This is a genomic window from Selenomonas sp. oral taxon 149 str. 67H29BP, from assembly GCF_000146365.1.
In the GTDB taxonomy this organism is placed as follows: Bacteria; Bacillota; Negativicutes; order Selenomonadales; family Selenomonadaceae; genus Centipeda; species Centipeda felix.
Genome location: NZ_GL397087.1, coordinates 1,031,964 through 1,047,753 on the forward strand (window position 1 = coordinate 1,031,964; position 15,790 = coordinate 1,047,753).

Here is a 15,790-nt window from a genome sequence, read left to right on the forward strand (position 1 = left end):
AAAGTCTATGTTATAATAGCGTCATCAAAGAGAAATAGGGAGACAAGGAAGGGAGTATCCTACTGTGGGGCGCAAAGAAATTCGAAATATGGCGGACGATGACAACAAGACACTCAACTACAAAATGAAGCTCCTGCTGGACATTGGACAGGCGCTGATGGAGAACGGTGCCGACTGTGCACGCGTCATCCGCGATATGAAACGCGCGGCAGTCCACCTGCGCATCCCTGCTGAAAACATCCAATCCCACATTACCTACACAACGCTTATGCTGAACGTCTGCGACGACGAACGCTCCTTTACGCAGTTCCGCAAGTGCATGAAACATGGCGTGAACCTCGCCGTTCTCGCCGCCGTGAGCAAACTTACCTGGCGCATCCTGCGCGGCAACACGCCCATCGCTGCCACCGAGAACGCCATCGCACGCATCCGTGCACGTGCACTCTGCTACCCGCATTGGGGCATCGCGCTCGGAGCTGCCGTCGGCTCGGGCGGCTCGTGCAAGCTGTTCGGCGGGAGCTGGGAAGAGTCTCTCGTCGCCGCCATTGCGGCACTCATGGGCTTCATCGCACATCGCCTCAGCAACAAGTATGCTTTCAATCCCTATGCCTGTGCCATGATTACCGGATTTGTCGCCACCATATTTGCGTGGGCCATCCCCGCTGCACTTGGACTTGGTACACTGTGGTACGCGCTCGTTGCATGCACCATCTTCCTCATGCCCGGACTGCCGTCCATCAATGCGGCAAGTGACGTACTGAACCGTTTCACCACATCGGGCATGACGCGCGCCATGGATACCATGCTTATCATCGGCGGCATGACCTTCGGCATTGCCTTTGCCATTCTTATCGCCGGTGTGGGAAACATCTCCGATGTCCATATCCAGCCCTCAGATACCTACCTCAATCAGGCAATCGCGGCCGCTCTTGCTGCCGGCGGATTCTCCGTCATGTTCAACACACCGAAGAGGCTGCTCGCCATCGTCGCCGTCGAAGGCATCGTCACTATGCTCATCCGCAACGTTCTCATGCTCGAATTCGGACAACCACAGGCACTCGGCTCCTTCGTGGCGGCGGCCTTCGTCGGCATCGCGGCGCTCAAGGTCATCCATATCGTCCACACGCCAAACACCCTTCTCATCATCCCGCCAGTTATCCCGCTCATCCCCTGTGTCCTCCTCTATCGTCTCCTCTTCGCCGTCCTCCACATCCAGACCATCTCGGTCGAGGAACTGCTCGAGGCGCTGCGCTTCGGCGTCAACGGTGTCACCATCATCCTCGCCGTCGTTGTCGGCGTCTCCATCCCGAACATCTTCATCCAGCGGCGCATCGAACACCAGCAGCAGCGTGAGATCGACGAGATCATCAGAGCGCGTACGGCAGAACGGTGAGCATACGAAGAGGGCATGTCTCCCGCATAGGGAAAATCATGCCCTCTTTTCATATTCCGCAGGAACTATTCGCCCTGCACACGATTCACATAGTCAATGATGAGATCAACCGCCTGTTCCAGCGGAATACGGCTTGTATTGATGACAAGATCAAAATTCTGCGGATCTCCCCACTTTTTGCCCGTATAGAAGGCATAGTAGTTGCTGCGCTTCTCCTCGATCTCATTGAGCTGCTTAAGACTCATACCGCCATAATGTGTACCGGCACGCCTTGTACGGAACGCGTCATCCGCACAGATGAAAAAGGAATAGACCTCCGGCTGCCCCGCAAGGACGATCTCAGCGCATCGACCAAGGAACACCGCCCCATTTCCCTCGGCAGCAATCGAACGAATAATATGCGCCTGTTCCTTGTAGAGCGTATTATACGCGGGAACTGTGTCGAGTTGGGCTGTACTGATTGCCCCGAGGCTCGCTTTTGGCACCTCATAGGAACGGCTCAAAACATCCTCAAGACGATCACCTGCGCCAAGGCTCTCTGCCGCCATAGCAACGACCGTGCGGTCATAACGCTTAACCCCCATCTTCTCCGAAAGGAGTCGAGAGATTTGACGGCCGCCGCTGCCGTACTGGCGACTAATGGTAATAACAGTATTCTTCTTCATGTGCATTACCTCCTCATTCTCTATACATCCTATTATAACGATTTCTTATCTCATACGCAATAAGATTATACATAATCGTCGGACAGTTCTGCGGCAACTGGAATCAGATGAACAAAGGATAGAACTCAGCCGATCACTGTCCTGACAACACGCATCATATTGCCATGGGCAATCTTTTCAAGATCTGCATCACTATACCCACGTGCACCCAGCACGGCAAACAGCGCCGGAATATCTGCTGCGCTTTCAAGCCCCTCTGTCACCACATCACTCGATGTAAAGGAATCCAGCGTATCCGACGTAAGATAATCACAGAAATCAAATCCACAGGCAATATGATCGATGCCGACAAGTGCACGGATATGATCCACGTGATCGGCAAGGCACTCGACACTCGGTGCTTCGGCATCGATAAACTCCGGCCATGCATTCATTCCGATCACGCCGCCGCGCTGTGCGAGTGCCTTGATCTGATCATCCTTCAGATTGCGTGCATGGGAACAACGTGCATAGGCATTGGAATGCGAGGCAATAAACGGCTTCTCCGTGTGTTCATAGACATCCCAGAACGTCCGCTCATTGGCGTGCGACACATCAATCAGCATACCAAGTTCTTCCATCCGGGCAAGTGCTTTGACACCAAGTTCCGTAAGCCCCTTATCCTCATGGCAGGACGCACCGTGGGCGAATACGTTCACTTCGTTCCATGTCAGCATAGCGTGACGGACTCCCCACGCATAGAGGACATCCAGAAAATCCACCTGTCCACGCAGACCGCTGAGCCCCTCCATGCCAAGGAGAATGGCAAGCTTGCCCGCGGCACAGATTTGCTCAATATCAGCAGAAGAGCGTGCGAATTCCGCAATATCTGCTGCACCGCGAAGCTCGGCACAAGCAGATGACATAATCTCGATCATACGTGCCGGCGGATCCGCTGTATACGGCGGATCAATCCAGATGCAGCAGAGCATCGCACCGACACTCCCCTTATGCAGCTGCTTGATATGATACTTGCGGATGATATCCGTTTCACCAGCCTGACGGTGCAGTGTCACATTGGTAAAGAGATCAGAATGTATATCGAATGTACCGATATCACGTTTCATTGCTCCATCTCCTTATGCCCCCAACAGGCTGCCGACAATAATCCCAAGATAGGTGCCGATCACATACCCGAGTGTTCCCACAAGCATCGCAGGTCCGACCAGTGCATTCCACCCCTGAGAGATTGCCATGCCGGCTGCCGTCGTTGGACCGCCGATATTCGCGTTGGATGCGACGAGAATATCCTCCAGGGAAAAGCCGAACAGCTTTCCGCCAATCAGACAGAACAGCATATTCACGATGACCATAATCAGACAGAACACAAAGAGCAGCGGCGCATTCGTCAGAATCTCCATGATGGATGCGGGAACACCGATCACAAAGAAGAACATATAGATAAAGAACGTGCCGATTTCCTGCGCACCATTCATTGACGATGCCTGTTTCTCAAAGAATGTCGCAAAAATCATCGAAATCAGTGTAATCCAGACATACTGGCTGCTGAGGAATGTATTGCACATCTTCGTAAACCAGTTCACATCGGGCGAGATCAGCGTGCCGAGCGTCGCACCGATAAACTTCGATACGGTAACGACGACAACGGCATAGGTCACACACATGGCAATGTCGCGCAGAGAAATATCCTTGCGCCCCCAATACGTTGCCGCAAGCGTCTTTCCCTCATCGGATGCACCGTTCTTCTCCACATGATCAATCAGCGGATGCGTATACATACGTCTGAAAAATCCATTCCCGGCGATGCCCAAGAGAATCAGAAAGTAGATCGCCATATTGAGATTATCTGCCACAATCGTCGATGAGACCAGCGTACCGCTCACCTTAAACGCATCGGCAAGCGCGGTAAAATTCACACCGCCGCCGATATAGGAGCCGGTCATCATCGCTGCCACCTTCGGCAGTCCGTCAATCGCAGAACCAAGCAGGACACAGCCAATCAATGCACCGCAGATTGTCCCTGCCGCACCAATCAAAAAGATGATGAGCAGTCGCCCTGTCTCCCGCCAGATCTTCACGATGTTGGTCTGGAGGAGCAGCAATGGTATAGCGATTGGTACAATGTAGCCCCAGACAATATCATCGTACATCTCCGCATGGGGCGGAATAATACTCGTATTGACCAGAACAAGTGCAAAAATCAGCGCAATCACAGCGCCTGAAATACGGGATGCCCACGCATAGGTTTGCTCCAAGTAGACCGATACCGCAACAGAGACAAGCATCACCGTCATGAGCACCCACGTATTCTCCGGGCTGACAAGCGTATTCATGAGAACACCTTCCTCCAAATGAATACAAAACAATGTTACGGGGCTGCCGCGAAAGAGATTGCAGCAGCCCCGTAATCAATAAAGATAGATGCTGTTTCGCACACTACCCTTTATACACACGCGGCACGCGTTCGGAAACAAGACAGACAACCTCATAGTTGATTGTATTTGCCCACCCCGCAATCTCATCTGCCGTCAGGCTATCCGAGCCGAAGAGCGTACAGACATCCCCCAATTTCGCCTCGGGAATATCCGTAACATCGATCATAAACTGATCCATGCAGACACGTCCTGCGATGGGCGCGCGTTTCCCGCACACCTCGACACTGCCGCCTGCATAGGCACGAATGTAGCCGTCTGCATAGCCGACGGGCAGAGTTGCGATGCGTGTCTCACGCTCTGCAATAAACTTGCGTCCATACCCGACAGACTCTCCAGGCTGAATCGTCTTGATATAGACGATTCGCGCACAGAATTTCATGCACGGACGGAGGTCAATCGGGCACGTCACCTCATCCGAGGGCCAGAGACCATACTGGATGATGCCGGCGCGCACCATATCGAAGTGCACGTCGGGAATCTCAAGGATCGCTGCTGACTCTGCAATGTGCTTGATGGGGATATGAATGCCCGCCGCCTCAATTGCATCGCAGGCGTCCTTGAAGAGTTTGACCTGCTGTTTGGTAAACGTCTTATCCGGAATATCAGCGAGTGCAAAGTGGGAGAAGACCCCCTCAAGTTCCACATTGGGGAGTGCGGCAATCTTCTTCGCCGTCTCTGCCGCATCCTTCGGATGCACGCCGATACGCCCCATACCGGTCTCAATGGTCAGATGCACTTTCACTGTCTTGCCCTGCCGTACAGCTTCCTGCGACAGTGCTTCAACGAGATCCATGCGGCAGACCGTCTGGGTGATATCACCATCGACGACCTCACGTGCACTCTCCGGCTCCACGAGCCCAAGGATGAGGAGTGGTGCTGTAAAGCCTGCCGCCCGCAGCTTGAGTGCCTCCGAGAGCGTTGCTACCGCGAGGTAGTCCGCCCCCTCATCGAGCGCAACCCGCGCTGCGGCGATCGCTCCGTGTCCGTATGCATCCGCCTTCACCACAGCACATAGCTTTGCTCCCTTTTGGATTCGGCTGCGAATCTCACGATAGTTATGGGCGAGCGCCCCTAGATCAATCTCCGCCCATGCTGCTCGATTCGGCATTTGAATCACTTCCCTTCCCGAAGAACTTCATCCGAATGAGTTTAATGGACATGAGCGCCATCACAATGAAGCCGATGTAACCATTCAGGCCATACACATAGTTGAGCATCATGTGATATGGAACGAACATGCCGAAGAAGAATCCGAGGGCGGCAAGTCCGAGAGCCCAGGTTTTATACTTCATCGTCCCTTCCTGTCCCGTACGAGCCACAGCCGTCCAAAGGAGCGGACACGCCGTCGTATAAACGGCAATAAAGATCAGCACGCCGAAGATGGTCGTCAGACCCGGCGAAAGGCTTGCCACAACCACGAGGTTCGGGATCTGCACCTGATAGAGATCCGTGATGCGTGTCATGATCGAAAGGCCGATGATCGTATTCAGCACGACGAGAAGAACCGTCGAGAGAACATTGGCACGGAACAGTGTCTTGAAGTTCTCACGCGCACCGAGCACCGCGCTGAAGTTCGCAAGCATCAGAATACTGTAGCCTCCGTTCGACATTCCTGACATGAACCAGTTGCTGCCGACGCGTGTCATATCGAGCTGTCCCGAGGAGATCAACGCCATGTTGGGAAGCAGCGTGTCATAGTGCTGAACGAGGTGAATAAAGAGCATACCGACGATGGCAAAGAGCATCGCTGGCGTCACGCGGCCGATGATATCGACGAGTTTGCCGAGGCCAAGGGCAACGGAAAAACCGGCAAGGACGGCAACGATCGCCGCACCAACATAGACTGGCACGCCGTATTGCTGCTGCAGTGTTGCGGCACCGCCGGCAACCATAACGCAGTAAGAAAGATAGCAGAAAAATACCGTGAACCAGTCAAAGAACTTTCCAAGGAAGGTTCCATTGTAAAAGATGAATGCCTGCTTCCCGCTCGTTGCATTGTGGTCACGCCCCGCGAGAGCAAAGCCATAGTTTGCGACGATAAAGATGATCGCGATGACGACAGCCGTACCAAAGATCATATAGCCGTTCGCTGTGTAATACTGAAGGATTTCCTGTCCCGTTGCCACACCTGTCCCGATCATAAAGCCGAGATAGGATCCAGCAAGGATACAGACACGCTTCCAAGAGGTCAATTTGATCAGTCCTTTCAGTCTTTTCAGAATGGTTTTCTGTAAAAAAGGGGGGGCTGTTTCACGACATATATCTGTATATGAGAGTGAAACAGCCCCTCAGCAGTCAGTTCACAGATTACTTAAGGAACTCATCGATGGACTTGAACGGGAGGTTCAGTGCCTTGCCGACCGCCTCGTTCGTGAGGTGACCGTCGATGGTGTTGAGACCATACTTCAGGCCGGGCACCTGCTGGAGGGCAGCCTTGTAGCCCTTCGTCGCGATGTCAACCGCGTAGGAGATCGTCGCATTGGTGATGCCAAGCGTCGAGGTGCGGGAGACAGCGCCCGGAATGTTTGCCACGGAGTAGTGGACAACGCCGTGCTTCTCGAACGTCGGATTCTCATGCGTCGTGCAGTGGTCGCACGTCTCGATCGAGCCGCCCTGGTCGATGGCAACGTCGACAACAACGGAGCCCTTCTTCATGGTCTTGATCATTTCCTCGGTGACCAGGATCGGGGTGCGTGCGCCCGGAATGAGGACGGAGCCGATGAGGAGGTCAGCTTCCTTGACCCACTTTGCGATGTTGTAGCTCGAGGAGTACTCGGTGACAACACGGCCGCCGAACATATCGTCGAGCTGACGCAGACGCTCAATCGAGAGATCGATGATCGTGACGCGTGCGCCGAGACCGACAGCGATCTTGGCTGCGTTCGTGCCGACATTGCCGCCGCCGATGATGACGACCTGACCAGCGGAGACGCCTGCGATGCCGCCGAGGAGAACGCCGCTGCCGCCGTAACGGCTCTCAAGGAACTGTGCACCGATCTGGACAGACATACGGCCTGCGATCTCACTCATCGGAGCGAGCAGCGGGAGACCGCGGCCCTGCTTGCCGAGAACCGTCTCATAGGCAATACCGACAACCTTCTTCTGAAGGAGTGCCTTCGTGAGCTGGGGCTCTGCTGCAAGATGGAGGTAGGTGAAGAGGATCTGCCCCTCATGGAAGAGGTCATACTCGGATTCCAGCGGCTCTTTTACCTTAACAATCATTTCAGAGCGATCAAACAGAGCCTTCTTGTCCGAGACGATCTCGGCGCCAACTGCCTTGTAGTCGGCATCCGTGAAGCCGCTGCCAACGCCTGCACTCGCCTCAATCAGAACCGTATGACCGGCACGGCGCATTGCCTCAACGCCCGAGGGAGTCATACCGACGCGGAACTCATTGTTCTTGATTTCCTTTGCAACGCCTACAATCATGCTTTTTCCTCCTACTAGATATAGATAAAACAGAAGGGTGAAACGGCTAAGTAATCTCTAGAGGTATACCCTGATTGTGATTTTAGTATAATTCAGATAGTTTTGTCAAGACTAAATTTAACTTCTTGTGCGTTTTATCACAGTTTTTTGCGTTTTATTCAGAGTAATTCGGTCTATTTGTGTCGCTTTGCGTCTCTGCAAAATATTTTGTATGCACACAGCAATCGAAATACGACATCGGCAAATATTCTCTCCCTATTTAAACGGAAAAGCCGACACCGAACTGTCGTATTAAAAAAGCATCCATTACGGACGCCTGCTGTGGCGCTAAAAATCATCAACGGAAATAATATTGTTGATCCTTGCACATTTCCTTTGATCACATCACAAGACAAGGTCCTTTCGAAACGCACCGGTAAATTAACTCCATGAAAAAAGATGCATCAATGCGGCGATGCTGAGTTTATCAATGTTTCCTTAATTGGGCTGCACGAGGCTATGCATCACTCTATGCTGTTGATGTTCGGTCAGCACGCCGTTCATCAGAACATATATTTGACGCTGAGCATATATGACCGTTCTTTGGCAGCCCCTCCGGCATAAAATTTACGGTTCAGGAGATTCTCGATGTTTAGCTGAATCTTTGCCTGTTGATTCAAATTATATAAGGTATAAATTGGCGAGAAAGAAACTGTCCTCTGCCCCATATTCTCCTGTCGCTGCATCGACCTTCTGGCGCGCGCCCACATATTGAGCATCCAAAATCCCATTAAATTTCTTATGCGTATAGTAGGCACCAAAACGAACCATATGTCTGGGCAAGTCTCAATTTTGAACAATATTTCCACTCTCCGTCAGACTTCCTGACTCGAATGTATAATTGAGATATGTCTGCCAAGCCCGGCTCGCGCGATGACGAATATCCATCTCAAGCCCCTTCGTTGTCGCTGAATTCATTTGGTATAAAACAGTGGCTGGATACCTCGACCTAAAGATGGCGGCCGGCATTCCGTGCTCTGATAATTATTACTTTTTTCTATTCGACAATAGTTGTTGACGATTTATCTAAATTGTGTTAAAATACGAAATACAAAATCCTTTTGGTTTATTTGGCCGATAAACCCTGCCGTATCACATCTATATCTAGTAGGAGGAAAAAGCATGATTGTAGGCGTTGCAAAGGAAATCAAGAACAATGAGTTCCGCGTCGGTATGACTCCCTCGGGTGTTGAGGCAATGCGCCGTGCCGGTCATACGGTTCTGATCGAGGAGAGTGCCGGTGTTGGCAGCGGCTTCACGGATGCCGACTACAAGGCAGTCGGCGCCGAGATCGTCTCGGACAAGAAGGCTCTGTTTGATCGTTCGGAAATGATTGTTAAGGTAAAAGAGCCGCTGGAATCCGAGTATGACCTCTTCCATGAGGGTCAGATCCTCTTCACCTACCTCCATCTCGCAGCAGAGCCCCAGCTCACGAAGGCACTCCTTCAGAAGAAGGTTGTCGGTATTGCCTATGAGACGGTTCTCGGCAAGCAGGGCCGCGGTCTCCCGCTGCTCGCTCCGATGAGTGAGATCGCAGGCCGTATGTCTGTCCAGATCGGTGCACAGTTCCTTGAGAGCCGTTACGGCGGCAGCGGTGTTCTCCTCGGCGGCATCGCAGGTGTCTCCGCTGGTCAGGTCGTCATCATCGGCGGCGGCAACGTCGGAACGAACGCAGCAAAGATCGCTGTTGGTCTCGGCGCACGCGTCACGATCATCGATCTCTCGATCGAACGTCTGCGTCAGCTCGACGATATGTTCGGCGGCCGTGTTGTCACCGAGTTCTCCTCGAGCTACAACATCGCAAAGTGGGTCAAGGAAGCTGACCTCCTCATCGGCTCCGTCCTCATTCCGGGCGCACGCACCCCGATCCTGGTCACTGAGGAAATGATCAAGACCATGAAGAAGGGCTCCGTCGTCGTCGACGTCGCGATCGACCAGGGCGGCTCGATCGAGACGTGCGACCACTGCACGACGCATGAGAATCCGACGTTCGAGAAGCATGGCGTTGTCCACTACTCCGTGGCAAACATCCCGGGCGCTGTCTCCCGCACCTCGACGCTTGGCATCACCAATGCGACGATCTCCTACGCGGTTGACATCGCGACGAAGGGCTACAAGGTTGCCCTCCAGCAGGTGCCCGGCCTGAAGTATGGTCTCAACACCATCGACGGTCACCTCACGAACGAGGCGGTCGGTAAGGCGCTGAACCTCCCGTTCAAGTCCATCGATGAGTTCCTTAAGTAATTTGTGAACTGACTGCTGAGGGGCTGTTTCACTCTCATATATCAATATGTGCTGTGAAACAGCCCCTTTTTACAGGTTTTGTTTTACAATATTTTGAAAGAAAGGCGTGAAGGCTTTATGTTTTTTAAGAAAAAAACACTGGAAGACTTCAGTGCCCAGCGTAAGGACAGCGGTATGATCCGAACGCTGAGCACCATGGATCTGACCTTCCTTGGCATCGGCGGCATCATTGGCTCGGGCGTGTTCGTTCTGACCGGTATTGGTGCGGCACGCTATGCGGGGCCCGGTATTGTTCTTTCCTTTATTGCAGCAGGTCTCCTCTGTATGCTCGTCGGTCTCGCCTACGCAGAGCTGGCATCGCTCATCCCGGCGGCGGGCAGCGCATACGCCTATACGTTTGCCTCCCTCGGTGAGGGCATGGCGTTCCTCTGCGGATGGTCGCTGATCATCGGCTACATCGTCACCGCGAGTGCGGTTGCCGTCGGATTCTCCGCCTACTTCTCCGGGATGATGGCATCCCTCGGCATGGAGATACCGAAGGCACTCCTTACGACGCTCCCTGAGGGCGGTATCATCAATCTGCCCGCTGTTGTCATCACACTTATCATCGGCGTCATCCTTGCTCACGGTACGAAGGAGAGCTCGCGTCTCAACACGATCCTCATCTCGCTCACGCTGTGCGCGATTGTCGCCTACGTTGTTGTCACGACGCCCCATGCGGTAGCGGCGAACCTCGATCCGTTCCTCCCGTTCGGTGCCGGCGGCATCATGGCAGGCGCAGCGGTCGTGTTCTTCTCCTTCATGGGATTCGATACGGTCGCAACCTCCGCCGAGGAGTGCAAGACGCCGGAGAAGAGTCTCCCGATCGGCATCATCGCATCGGTCTTTGTCTGCCTCTGCATCTACTCCGTTGTGGCACTCGTCCTCACGGCGACGATCCCCTACACGGATCTCGATCGCGCAGATCCTGTCGCCTACTGCCTGCGCCTCATCGGCTACACGAGTCTCGCAAACCTCGTCACGGTCGGCATCCTCTTCGGTATGATCACGACCCTCATCGTTTACATCTTCGGTCAGGCACGCGTCTTCTTTGCTATGTCGCGTGACGGTTTCCTCCCGAAGTCGATGGCAAACATCCATCCGAAGTATGGCACGCCGTACTTCATCACGCTCGTCGGTTCGGCGCTCATCGCGTTCATCGCAGGCTGCGTGCCGATGCTCTACATCGTTGAGCTCGCGAACACCGGTGTTCTTGCGGCATTCTTCATCGTCTTTGTCGGGCTGATCCAGCTCCGCCGCAACTCCCCCGAGCTGCCGCGCACGTTCCACTTCCCGGCGCTCTACCTCCTCGCACCGATCGGCATGGCGGTCTGCCTGTACCTGATCTGGTCGCTGTCGGCGGTCACGAACATCACGTTCATCGTACTGATGGTACTTGGCTTCTTCTTCTACAACAGCTATGCGCCAAAGCATCGCTGCTGGAATAAGGCCTCCTCAAGTAGTGCGAACAGTGAATCATCCTACAGTGACAGCACCGCATCGTCCTAAGTATTTTCTCCTGTCGACTGCTAGCTGTTGCAGGAAGACGAAATGTCTTCCTGCAGCAGTTTTTTTGTTCTCACACTGTTGGCATCGAGAACGTCTGCCAATCTTGCATTCGATGAACTTATAAGGCATAATAGAGAGAGGAGGAAAGCGATGCACCCGATTTATTTTTACCGTGACAAGCAGGGACGGCGTCCCGTAATTGAGTATCTTGATGAACTCGCCGCACGCAAGGACAAAGACAGCCGCATCAAACTCAACAAAATAAATGACTACATCGAAGCTCTGAGCCGCGAAGGGACACGCCTCGGAAAACCGTACGTCAAACATATTGGTGGCGACCTGTGGGAACTGCGTCCTCTGCGTGACCGCATCTTCTTTGTCGCGTGGCACGAGAGCAGTTTTGTTCTCCTCCATCATTTCATGAAAAAGACGGTGAAGACCCCGCCGCGTGAAATCGAACAAGCAAAGAGAGAACTCAAAGAACTGCAAGAAGGAGGAAATCATCATGCAGAATAACAGCGCCATCGGCGAATCTTGGGAAGAAGTTCGCAGCCGCATCTTCACACCAGAGGAGATTGCAGAAAGCGACCTGCGTGTTGCACTCATCGGCGAACTCATCCGCGCACGTCAGGAACGCGGTATCACACAGAAACAGCTAGAGGAGATGAGCGGTGTTACACAGCCTGTCATTGCCCGCCTTGAGCGCGGGACAACCAGCCCCAATATCTCTACGCTAACGAAACTCCTTGCACCACTCGGGAAGAAGCTCGCAATCGTCCCGATATAAAGGTTGAATGGTTTAACCCCGTCGAATTCGACGGGGTTAGAAATGCAATTTGCATAAGACGCAAAATGCAATATATGAGGAATCTTCACAATCTATCATCCCATACAAAAATCAAAAAATAAAGGTATCCATCGAACACCTTTATTCGATCAACATATAGCTAGGAAAAATCGGCTCTTTTTTCCCAGTTGAACATCCAAGTAGGAAGATATCGCCTTTTCTTCCCACATAAAAACCGCCCCTCTGCGCCAACAGAGAGAGCGGGAAAGGAGTCTGTTCATGGATGAAGCCCAATATTTCAAGGAACGGCTAGACCATCAAATCGAATGGTATGATGGAAAAAGCGCAAACTGCCAAAACTGGTATAAATTCATAAAAATCATGATCGGTCTGCTGTCATTGTTGATCGCACCCGTCGGTCTACTTTTGCAGGACTGCATCTATGCGCCTTGTATAATAGCTGTGTTGGGAGTACTCATATCAACAGGAACGTTTATTCTCAGTTTAAATAAATATCATGAAAACTGGTTACACTATCGAACCACATGCGAACTCTTAAAGCACGAAAAATATCTTTATCTTGCCAGTGCTGGCGGATACGCATATTCTATCGAGCCTTTTCAAGAGCTCGTTGAGAGATGCGAAAGCATTATCTCAAGCGAAAATATAGACTGGGCACAATTACATAAGAACGAACCTACGACACCAAATAAGAATCACACCTCTACCGGCTCATAAGTACGTTGAAAAATATCCGGTTTACACGGATACTGCTCCCCTTTTACGCCCGTGATAATATAATCCCCGGGGTCTGCTCGGTGGATTCCCTCCAACGTTTCAATATACATTGTCCGATCTGTTTGATATGCCTCAACAACGACAGGTTTTTTGCGATATTGCCGAACCTCCATGACTCTCACTCCTTCATTATGTTAATTGGGGACTTTTCCTTATTATATCACACCAACTTCAAGAAGAGAAAGGATGTATTTTGAATGTCAATTTACCATGTTTTTATAAGTCATGCTTGGCACTATGGAGATCAATACAATACGGTTGTTGATTGGTTAGAAGAAAGCACTCTCTTATTCAGAAATTATAGTGTCCCAAAACATGATCCTGTAGACGCAAATAATACAGCGAAACTAAAGTCTGCCCTGACAGAGCAGATCAGTCATGCAAACATCGTAATCATCATTGCCGGTATGTATGCAGCGCACAGCGGCTGGATTGATTATGAAATTGATGAGGCTGTCTGTATGAAAAAAACCATCATTGCGCTAAAGCCACGAGGGAATGAGCGGATACCGCAAAAAATTCAAGATACCGCTACGGAGTTGGTAAGTTGGAACTCGCAATCCCTAATCAACGCAATCCAAAAATATTAACGCGCACTGTCCCAAATTGCAAAGTAAAAACCGCCCGATGCTACCAACACCGAGCGGCAGACATGACGCGAACCATGCCCCAATTCATGTAAATTCTACCATGATTCGCCTCCTATTTCAAGGAGGTTTTATTATGTCAAAGATCAGAATCAGAAAGCGCGGAAACACCTATTCCTATAGCTTCGACATCTCGAAGAATCCGCGCCGCATGAAGGAGAAAGGAGGCTTTGCCACCGAGGATGACGCATTTGACGCAGGGGTAAAAGCATACACCGACTGGAAGTCCGGCAACATCGGCATCACATCAGAGCGCGTGAAGCTACGGGACTATCTCGCTTCGTGGCTGGAGAATGTCGTGCGCCCGAATGTGAAGCGAACGACGTTTAAAAGCTACCATAACGCTATAGGCTCGCGCATCACGCCGCAGATCTGGGATATTTACTTGCAGGAACTACGTCCGCGTGACATTGATCTATGGGTCAATGAACTCGCCCATGCAGGACTATCGCAAGGAACCATCCGTCAAACAAAGACGGTGCTCTCCATTGCACTGAAGTATGCCATCTACCCCGCCGAACTCATCACCGCGAACCCTACGACGGGAATCAACATCCCGCGAAGTGCGCCGCACAAAGTGGTGATGCGCACCATCATCACGCCGGAACAGTTCGCCGCCATCCCCGAAAGCAACATATACTACCCGCTGCTCAAAATACTCTATCACACAGGCCTCAGAATCAGCGAAGCACTCGGGCTTACGTGGGATGATATCGACCTTGAGACGGGGGCGGTCTCCATCTCCCGTCAGAGAATACAAGCGGGGTATTTTGATACGCCAAAAACAAAAAACAAGTGCACGGACATTTTATGCGGATGCGCTGCTTCTCTCCTATTTGCGTGCGCTTAAAAAAGAGCAGACGAAAGACGAACTGCGTTTCGGACAGGCGTATCAAATCGCCTATGAGAGCAAGGACGCGGATCGCGTGTTCATTCTCCTGCCAAAACGGCTATATCCCGCCATCCCGGCGGAACGCCGTCCGCTGCTCTGCGTTCATCCGACGGGGATCCCCTACGCACATGAGAACGTGCGTTACGCGCTTTACAGATTAGGGCTGAACTCTCACAGCTTCCGCCACACGCACGCGACACGGCTGATCGAATCCGGCGCGAAGCCCGTTGATGTTGCCGCCCGCCTCGGTCATGCGGACGCGACGATCACGCAGAATCTCTATGCGCATGACACAGACGACATGCAGCAGGAGACCGCCCGCATCTTCGAGCGTTTTGTAGACAATGGGTGTATGTAGACAATTTGTAGACAAACGACGGTTAGAGGAGCGAAAAGACTAGAAAATACAAGTACTTATTTCTATTTCTTGTATTTTAAGGCATAATATGAGAAAAGACAATGTGGACACCCGATTAAGGAGGGAAATCCACCATGGCACATCTACCCGACCACTATACGTACCCTGCCATACTCCAAAAGATCGGCGATCATTATGGGGTTTACTTCCCCGATCTTCCCGGCTGTATTGCCACAGGCGCCGCCGCAGATGAAGCATTCGCCGCAGCTAAAGAAGGGCTCGCCCTGCATCTATGGGGAATGGAGCAGGACGGCGATACGATTCCGAAGCCCAGTGCAGTCGATACCCTCCAAATGAAGCAGGGTGACGTGCTATGTCTCCTCGATGCAAATATGTTCTCCATGCGTGCCGAGATGAATCATCGCCCCGTGAAAAAGACACTTACGATTCCATGGTATCTCAACGAACTCGCCGAGAAGCATCGCCTTAACTTCTCTCAGATTCTCCAATCTGCACTGCGTGACCGCCTGTCTGTCTGACAGGCGACCATATTCC

At 52.2% G+C, this 15,790-nt stretch carries 16 protein-coding genes; 10 read left to right on the plus strand and 6 right to left on the minus strand.

Going from position 1 to position 15,790, the window contains the following annotated elements:
- Nucleotides 1-88 precede the first annotated feature (88 nt).
- The gene (locus HMPREF9166_RS04845; protein ID WP_039981043.1) at nt 89-1,393 is read left to right on the plus strand and encodes a threonine/serine exporter ThrE family protein; all 1,305 of its coding nucleotides are present in this window, start codon (nt 89-91) and stop codon (nt 1,391-1,393) included.
- Between the two features lie 65 nt (nt 1,394-1,458).
- On the opposite strand, the gene HMPREF9166_RS04850 is transcribed toward HMPREF9166_RS04845, so the two are convergent.
- The 6 genes from HMPREF9166_RS04850 to ald (HMPREF9166_RS04875) all read right to left on the minus strand — a co-directional run bounded on the left by HMPREF9166_RS04850 (nt 1,459) and on the right by ald (HMPREF9166_RS04875) (nt 7,922).
- Entirely contained in the window at nt 1,459-2,058 is a 600-nt protein-coding gene (locus tag HMPREF9166_RS04850) for an AAA family ATPase (protein ID WP_232294908.1), read from the minus strand.
- Nucleotides 2,059-2,183: 125 nt separating this feature from the next.
- The gene (locus HMPREF9166_RS04855) at nt 2,184-3,164 is read right to left on the minus strand and encodes a dipeptidase (protein ID WP_006689932.1); all 981 of its coding nucleotides are present in this window, start codon (nt 3,162-3,164) and stop codon (nt 2,184-2,186) included.
- A gap of 12 nt (nt 3,165-3,176) precedes the next feature.
- Nucleotides 3,177-4,391 carry a DUF819 domain-containing protein gene (locus HMPREF9166_RS04860; protein WP_009442942.1) on the minus strand — a complete coding sequence of 405 codons (1,215 nt, stop codon included), beginning with the start codon at nt 4,389-4,391 and terminating at the stop codon, nt 3,177-3,179.
- A 103-nt stretch (nt 4,392-4,494) separates the two neighbouring features.
- Nucleotides 4,495-5,601, minus strand: coding sequence for an alanine racemase (gene alr / locus HMPREF9166_RS04865; RefSeq protein ID WP_009442943.1), 1,107 nt, complete (start codon nt 5,599-5,601; stop codon nt 4,495-4,497).
- The gene (locus HMPREF9166_RS04870; RefSeq protein WP_009442944.1) at nt 5,570-6,685 is read right to left on the minus strand and encodes a hypothetical protein; all 1,116 of its coding nucleotides are present in this window, start codon (nt 6,683-6,685) and stop codon (nt 5,570-5,572) included. The genes alr and HMPREF9166_RS04870 overlap by 32 nt, the downstream gene beginning before the upstream one ends.
- Before the next feature lie 115 nt (nt 6,686-6,800).
- The gene (ald, locus tag HMPREF9166_RS04875; RefSeq protein ID WP_009442945.1) at nt 6,801-7,922 is read right to left on the minus strand and encodes an alanine dehydrogenase; all 1,122 of its coding nucleotides are present in this window, start codon (nt 7,920-7,922) and stop codon (nt 6,801-6,803) included.
- Between the two features lie 1,161 nt (nt 7,923-9,083).
- On the opposite strand from ald (HMPREF9166_RS04875), the gene ald (HMPREF9166_RS04885) reads away from it, so the two are divergent.
- The 9 genes from ald (HMPREF9166_RS04885) (at nt 9,084) to HMPREF9166_RS04925 (ending at nt 15,774) form a co-directional block, all read left to right on the plus strand.
- Nucleotides 9,084-10,205 carry an alanine dehydrogenase gene (ald, locus tag HMPREF9166_RS04885; protein ID WP_009442947.1) on the plus strand — a complete coding sequence of 374 codons (1,122 nt, stop codon included), beginning with the start codon at nt 9,084-9,086 and terminating at the stop codon, nt 10,203-10,205.
- A gap of 117 nt (nt 10,206-10,322) precedes the next feature.
- On the plus strand, nt 10,323-11,753 hold the full coding sequence (locus HMPREF9166_RS04890; RefSeq protein ID WP_050749696.1) for an amino acid permease: 1,431 nt from the start codon (nt 10,323-10,325) through the stop codon (nt 11,751-11,753).
- Between the two features lie 150 nt (nt 11,754-11,903).
- The gene (locus HMPREF9166_RS04895; RefSeq protein WP_009442949.1) at nt 11,904-12,269 is read left to right on the plus strand and encodes a type II toxin-antitoxin system RelE/ParE family toxin; all 366 of its coding nucleotides are present in this window, start codon (nt 11,904-11,906) and stop codon (nt 12,267-12,269) included.
- A complete protein-coding gene (locus HMPREF9166_RS04900) occupies nt 12,259-12,540 on the plus strand; it encodes a helix-turn-helix domain-containing protein (protein WP_009442950.1) in 282 nt (93 codons plus the stop codon). Before HMPREF9166_RS04895 ends, HMPREF9166_RS04900 begins: the two co-directional genes overlap by 11 nt.
- Nucleotides 12,541-12,819: 279 nt before the next feature.
- Nucleotides 12,820-13,278 carry a DUF4231 domain-containing protein gene (locus tag HMPREF9166_RS04905; protein ID WP_009442951.1) on the plus strand — a complete coding sequence of 153 codons (459 nt, stop codon included), beginning with the start codon at nt 12,820-12,822 and terminating at the stop codon, nt 13,276-13,278.
- A 257-nt stretch (nt 13,279-13,535) separates the two neighbouring features.
- On the plus strand, nt 13,536-13,928 hold the full coding sequence (locus HMPREF9166_RS04915; protein WP_009442953.1) for a TIR domain-containing protein: 393 nt from the start codon (nt 13,536-13,538) through the stop codon (nt 13,926-13,928).
- Between the two features lie 133 nt (nt 13,929-14,061).
- Nucleotides 14,062-14,835 (plus strand): tyrosine recombinase XerC, encoded by a 774-nt coding sequence (gene xerC / locus HMPREF9166_RS04920; RefSeq protein ID WP_254655005.1) that lies wholly within the window; start codon nt 14,062-14,064, stop codon nt 14,833-14,835.
- Nucleotides 14,836-14,911: 76 nt separating this feature from the next.
- Complete coding sequence (locus HMPREF9166_RS12900; protein ID WP_254655006.1) at nt 14,912-15,235, plus strand: tyrosine-type recombinase/integrase; 324 nt, start codon at nt 14,912-14,914, stop codon at nt 15,233-15,235.
- 134 nt (nt 15,236-15,369) lie between these two features.
- A complete protein-coding gene (locus HMPREF9166_RS04925; protein WP_009442956.1) occupies nt 15,370-15,774 on the plus strand; it encodes a type II toxin-antitoxin system HicB family antitoxin in 405 nt (134 codons plus the stop codon).
- The last annotated feature ends 16 nt before the right edge of the window (nt 15,775-15,790 follow it).

Bases quoted from the DNA above. Each gene is read 5' to 3' on its own strand.
- HMPREF9166_RS04915 (WP_009442953.1), top strand. From the start codon at position 13,536: ATGTCAATTTACCATGTTTTTATAAGTCATGCTTGGCACTATGGAGAT.
- HMPREF9166_RS04850 (WP_232294908.1), bottom strand. From the start codon at position 2,058: ATGAAGAAGAATACTGTTATTACCATTAGTCGCCAGTACGGCAGCGGC.
- ald (WP_009442947.1), top strand. From the start codon at position 9,084: ATGATTGTAGGCGTTGCAAAGGAAATCAAGAACAATGAGTTCCGCGTC.
- ald (WP_009442945.1), bottom strand. From the start codon at position 7,922: ATGATTGTAGGCGTTGCAAAGGAAATCAAGAACAATGAGTTCCGCGTC.
- HMPREF9166_RS04905 (WP_009442951.1), top strand. From the start codon at position 12,820: ATGGATGAAGCCCAATATTTCAAGGAACGGCTAGACCATCAAATCGAA.
- HMPREF9166_RS04860 (WP_009442942.1), bottom strand. From the start codon at position 4,391: ATGAATACGCTTGTCAGCCCGGAGAATACGTGGGTGCTCATGACGGTG.
- xerC (WP_254655005.1), top strand. From the start codon at position 14,062: ATGTCAAAGATCAGAATCAGAAAGCGCGGAAACACCTATTCCTATAGC.
- HMPREF9166_RS04855 (WP_006689932.1), bottom strand. From the start codon at position 3,164: ATGAAACGTGATATCGGTACATTCGATATACATTCTGATCTCTTTACC.
- HMPREF9166_RS04900 (WP_009442950.1), top strand. From the start codon at position 12,259: ATGCAGAATAACAGCGCCATCGGCGAATCTTGGGAAGAAGTTCGCAGC.
- HMPREF9166_RS04845 (WP_039981043.1), top strand. From the start codon at position 89: ATGGCGGACGATGACAACAAGACACTCAACTACAAAATGAAGCTCCTG.
- HMPREF9166_RS04890 (WP_050749696.1), top strand. From the start codon at position 10,323: ATGTTTTTTAAGAAAAAAACACTGGAAGACTTCAGTGCCCAGCGTAAG.
- alr (WP_009442943.1), bottom strand. From the start codon at position 5,601: ATGCCGAATCGAGCAGCATGGGCGGAGATTGATCTAGGGGCGCTCGCC.
- HMPREF9166_RS04925 (WP_009442956.1), top strand. From the start codon at position 15,370: ATGGCACATCTACCCGACCACTATACGTACCCTGCCATACTCCAAAAG.
- HMPREF9166_RS04895 (WP_009442949.1), top strand. From the start codon at position 11,904: ATGCACCCGATTTATTTTTACCGTGACAAGCAGGGACGGCGTCCCGTA.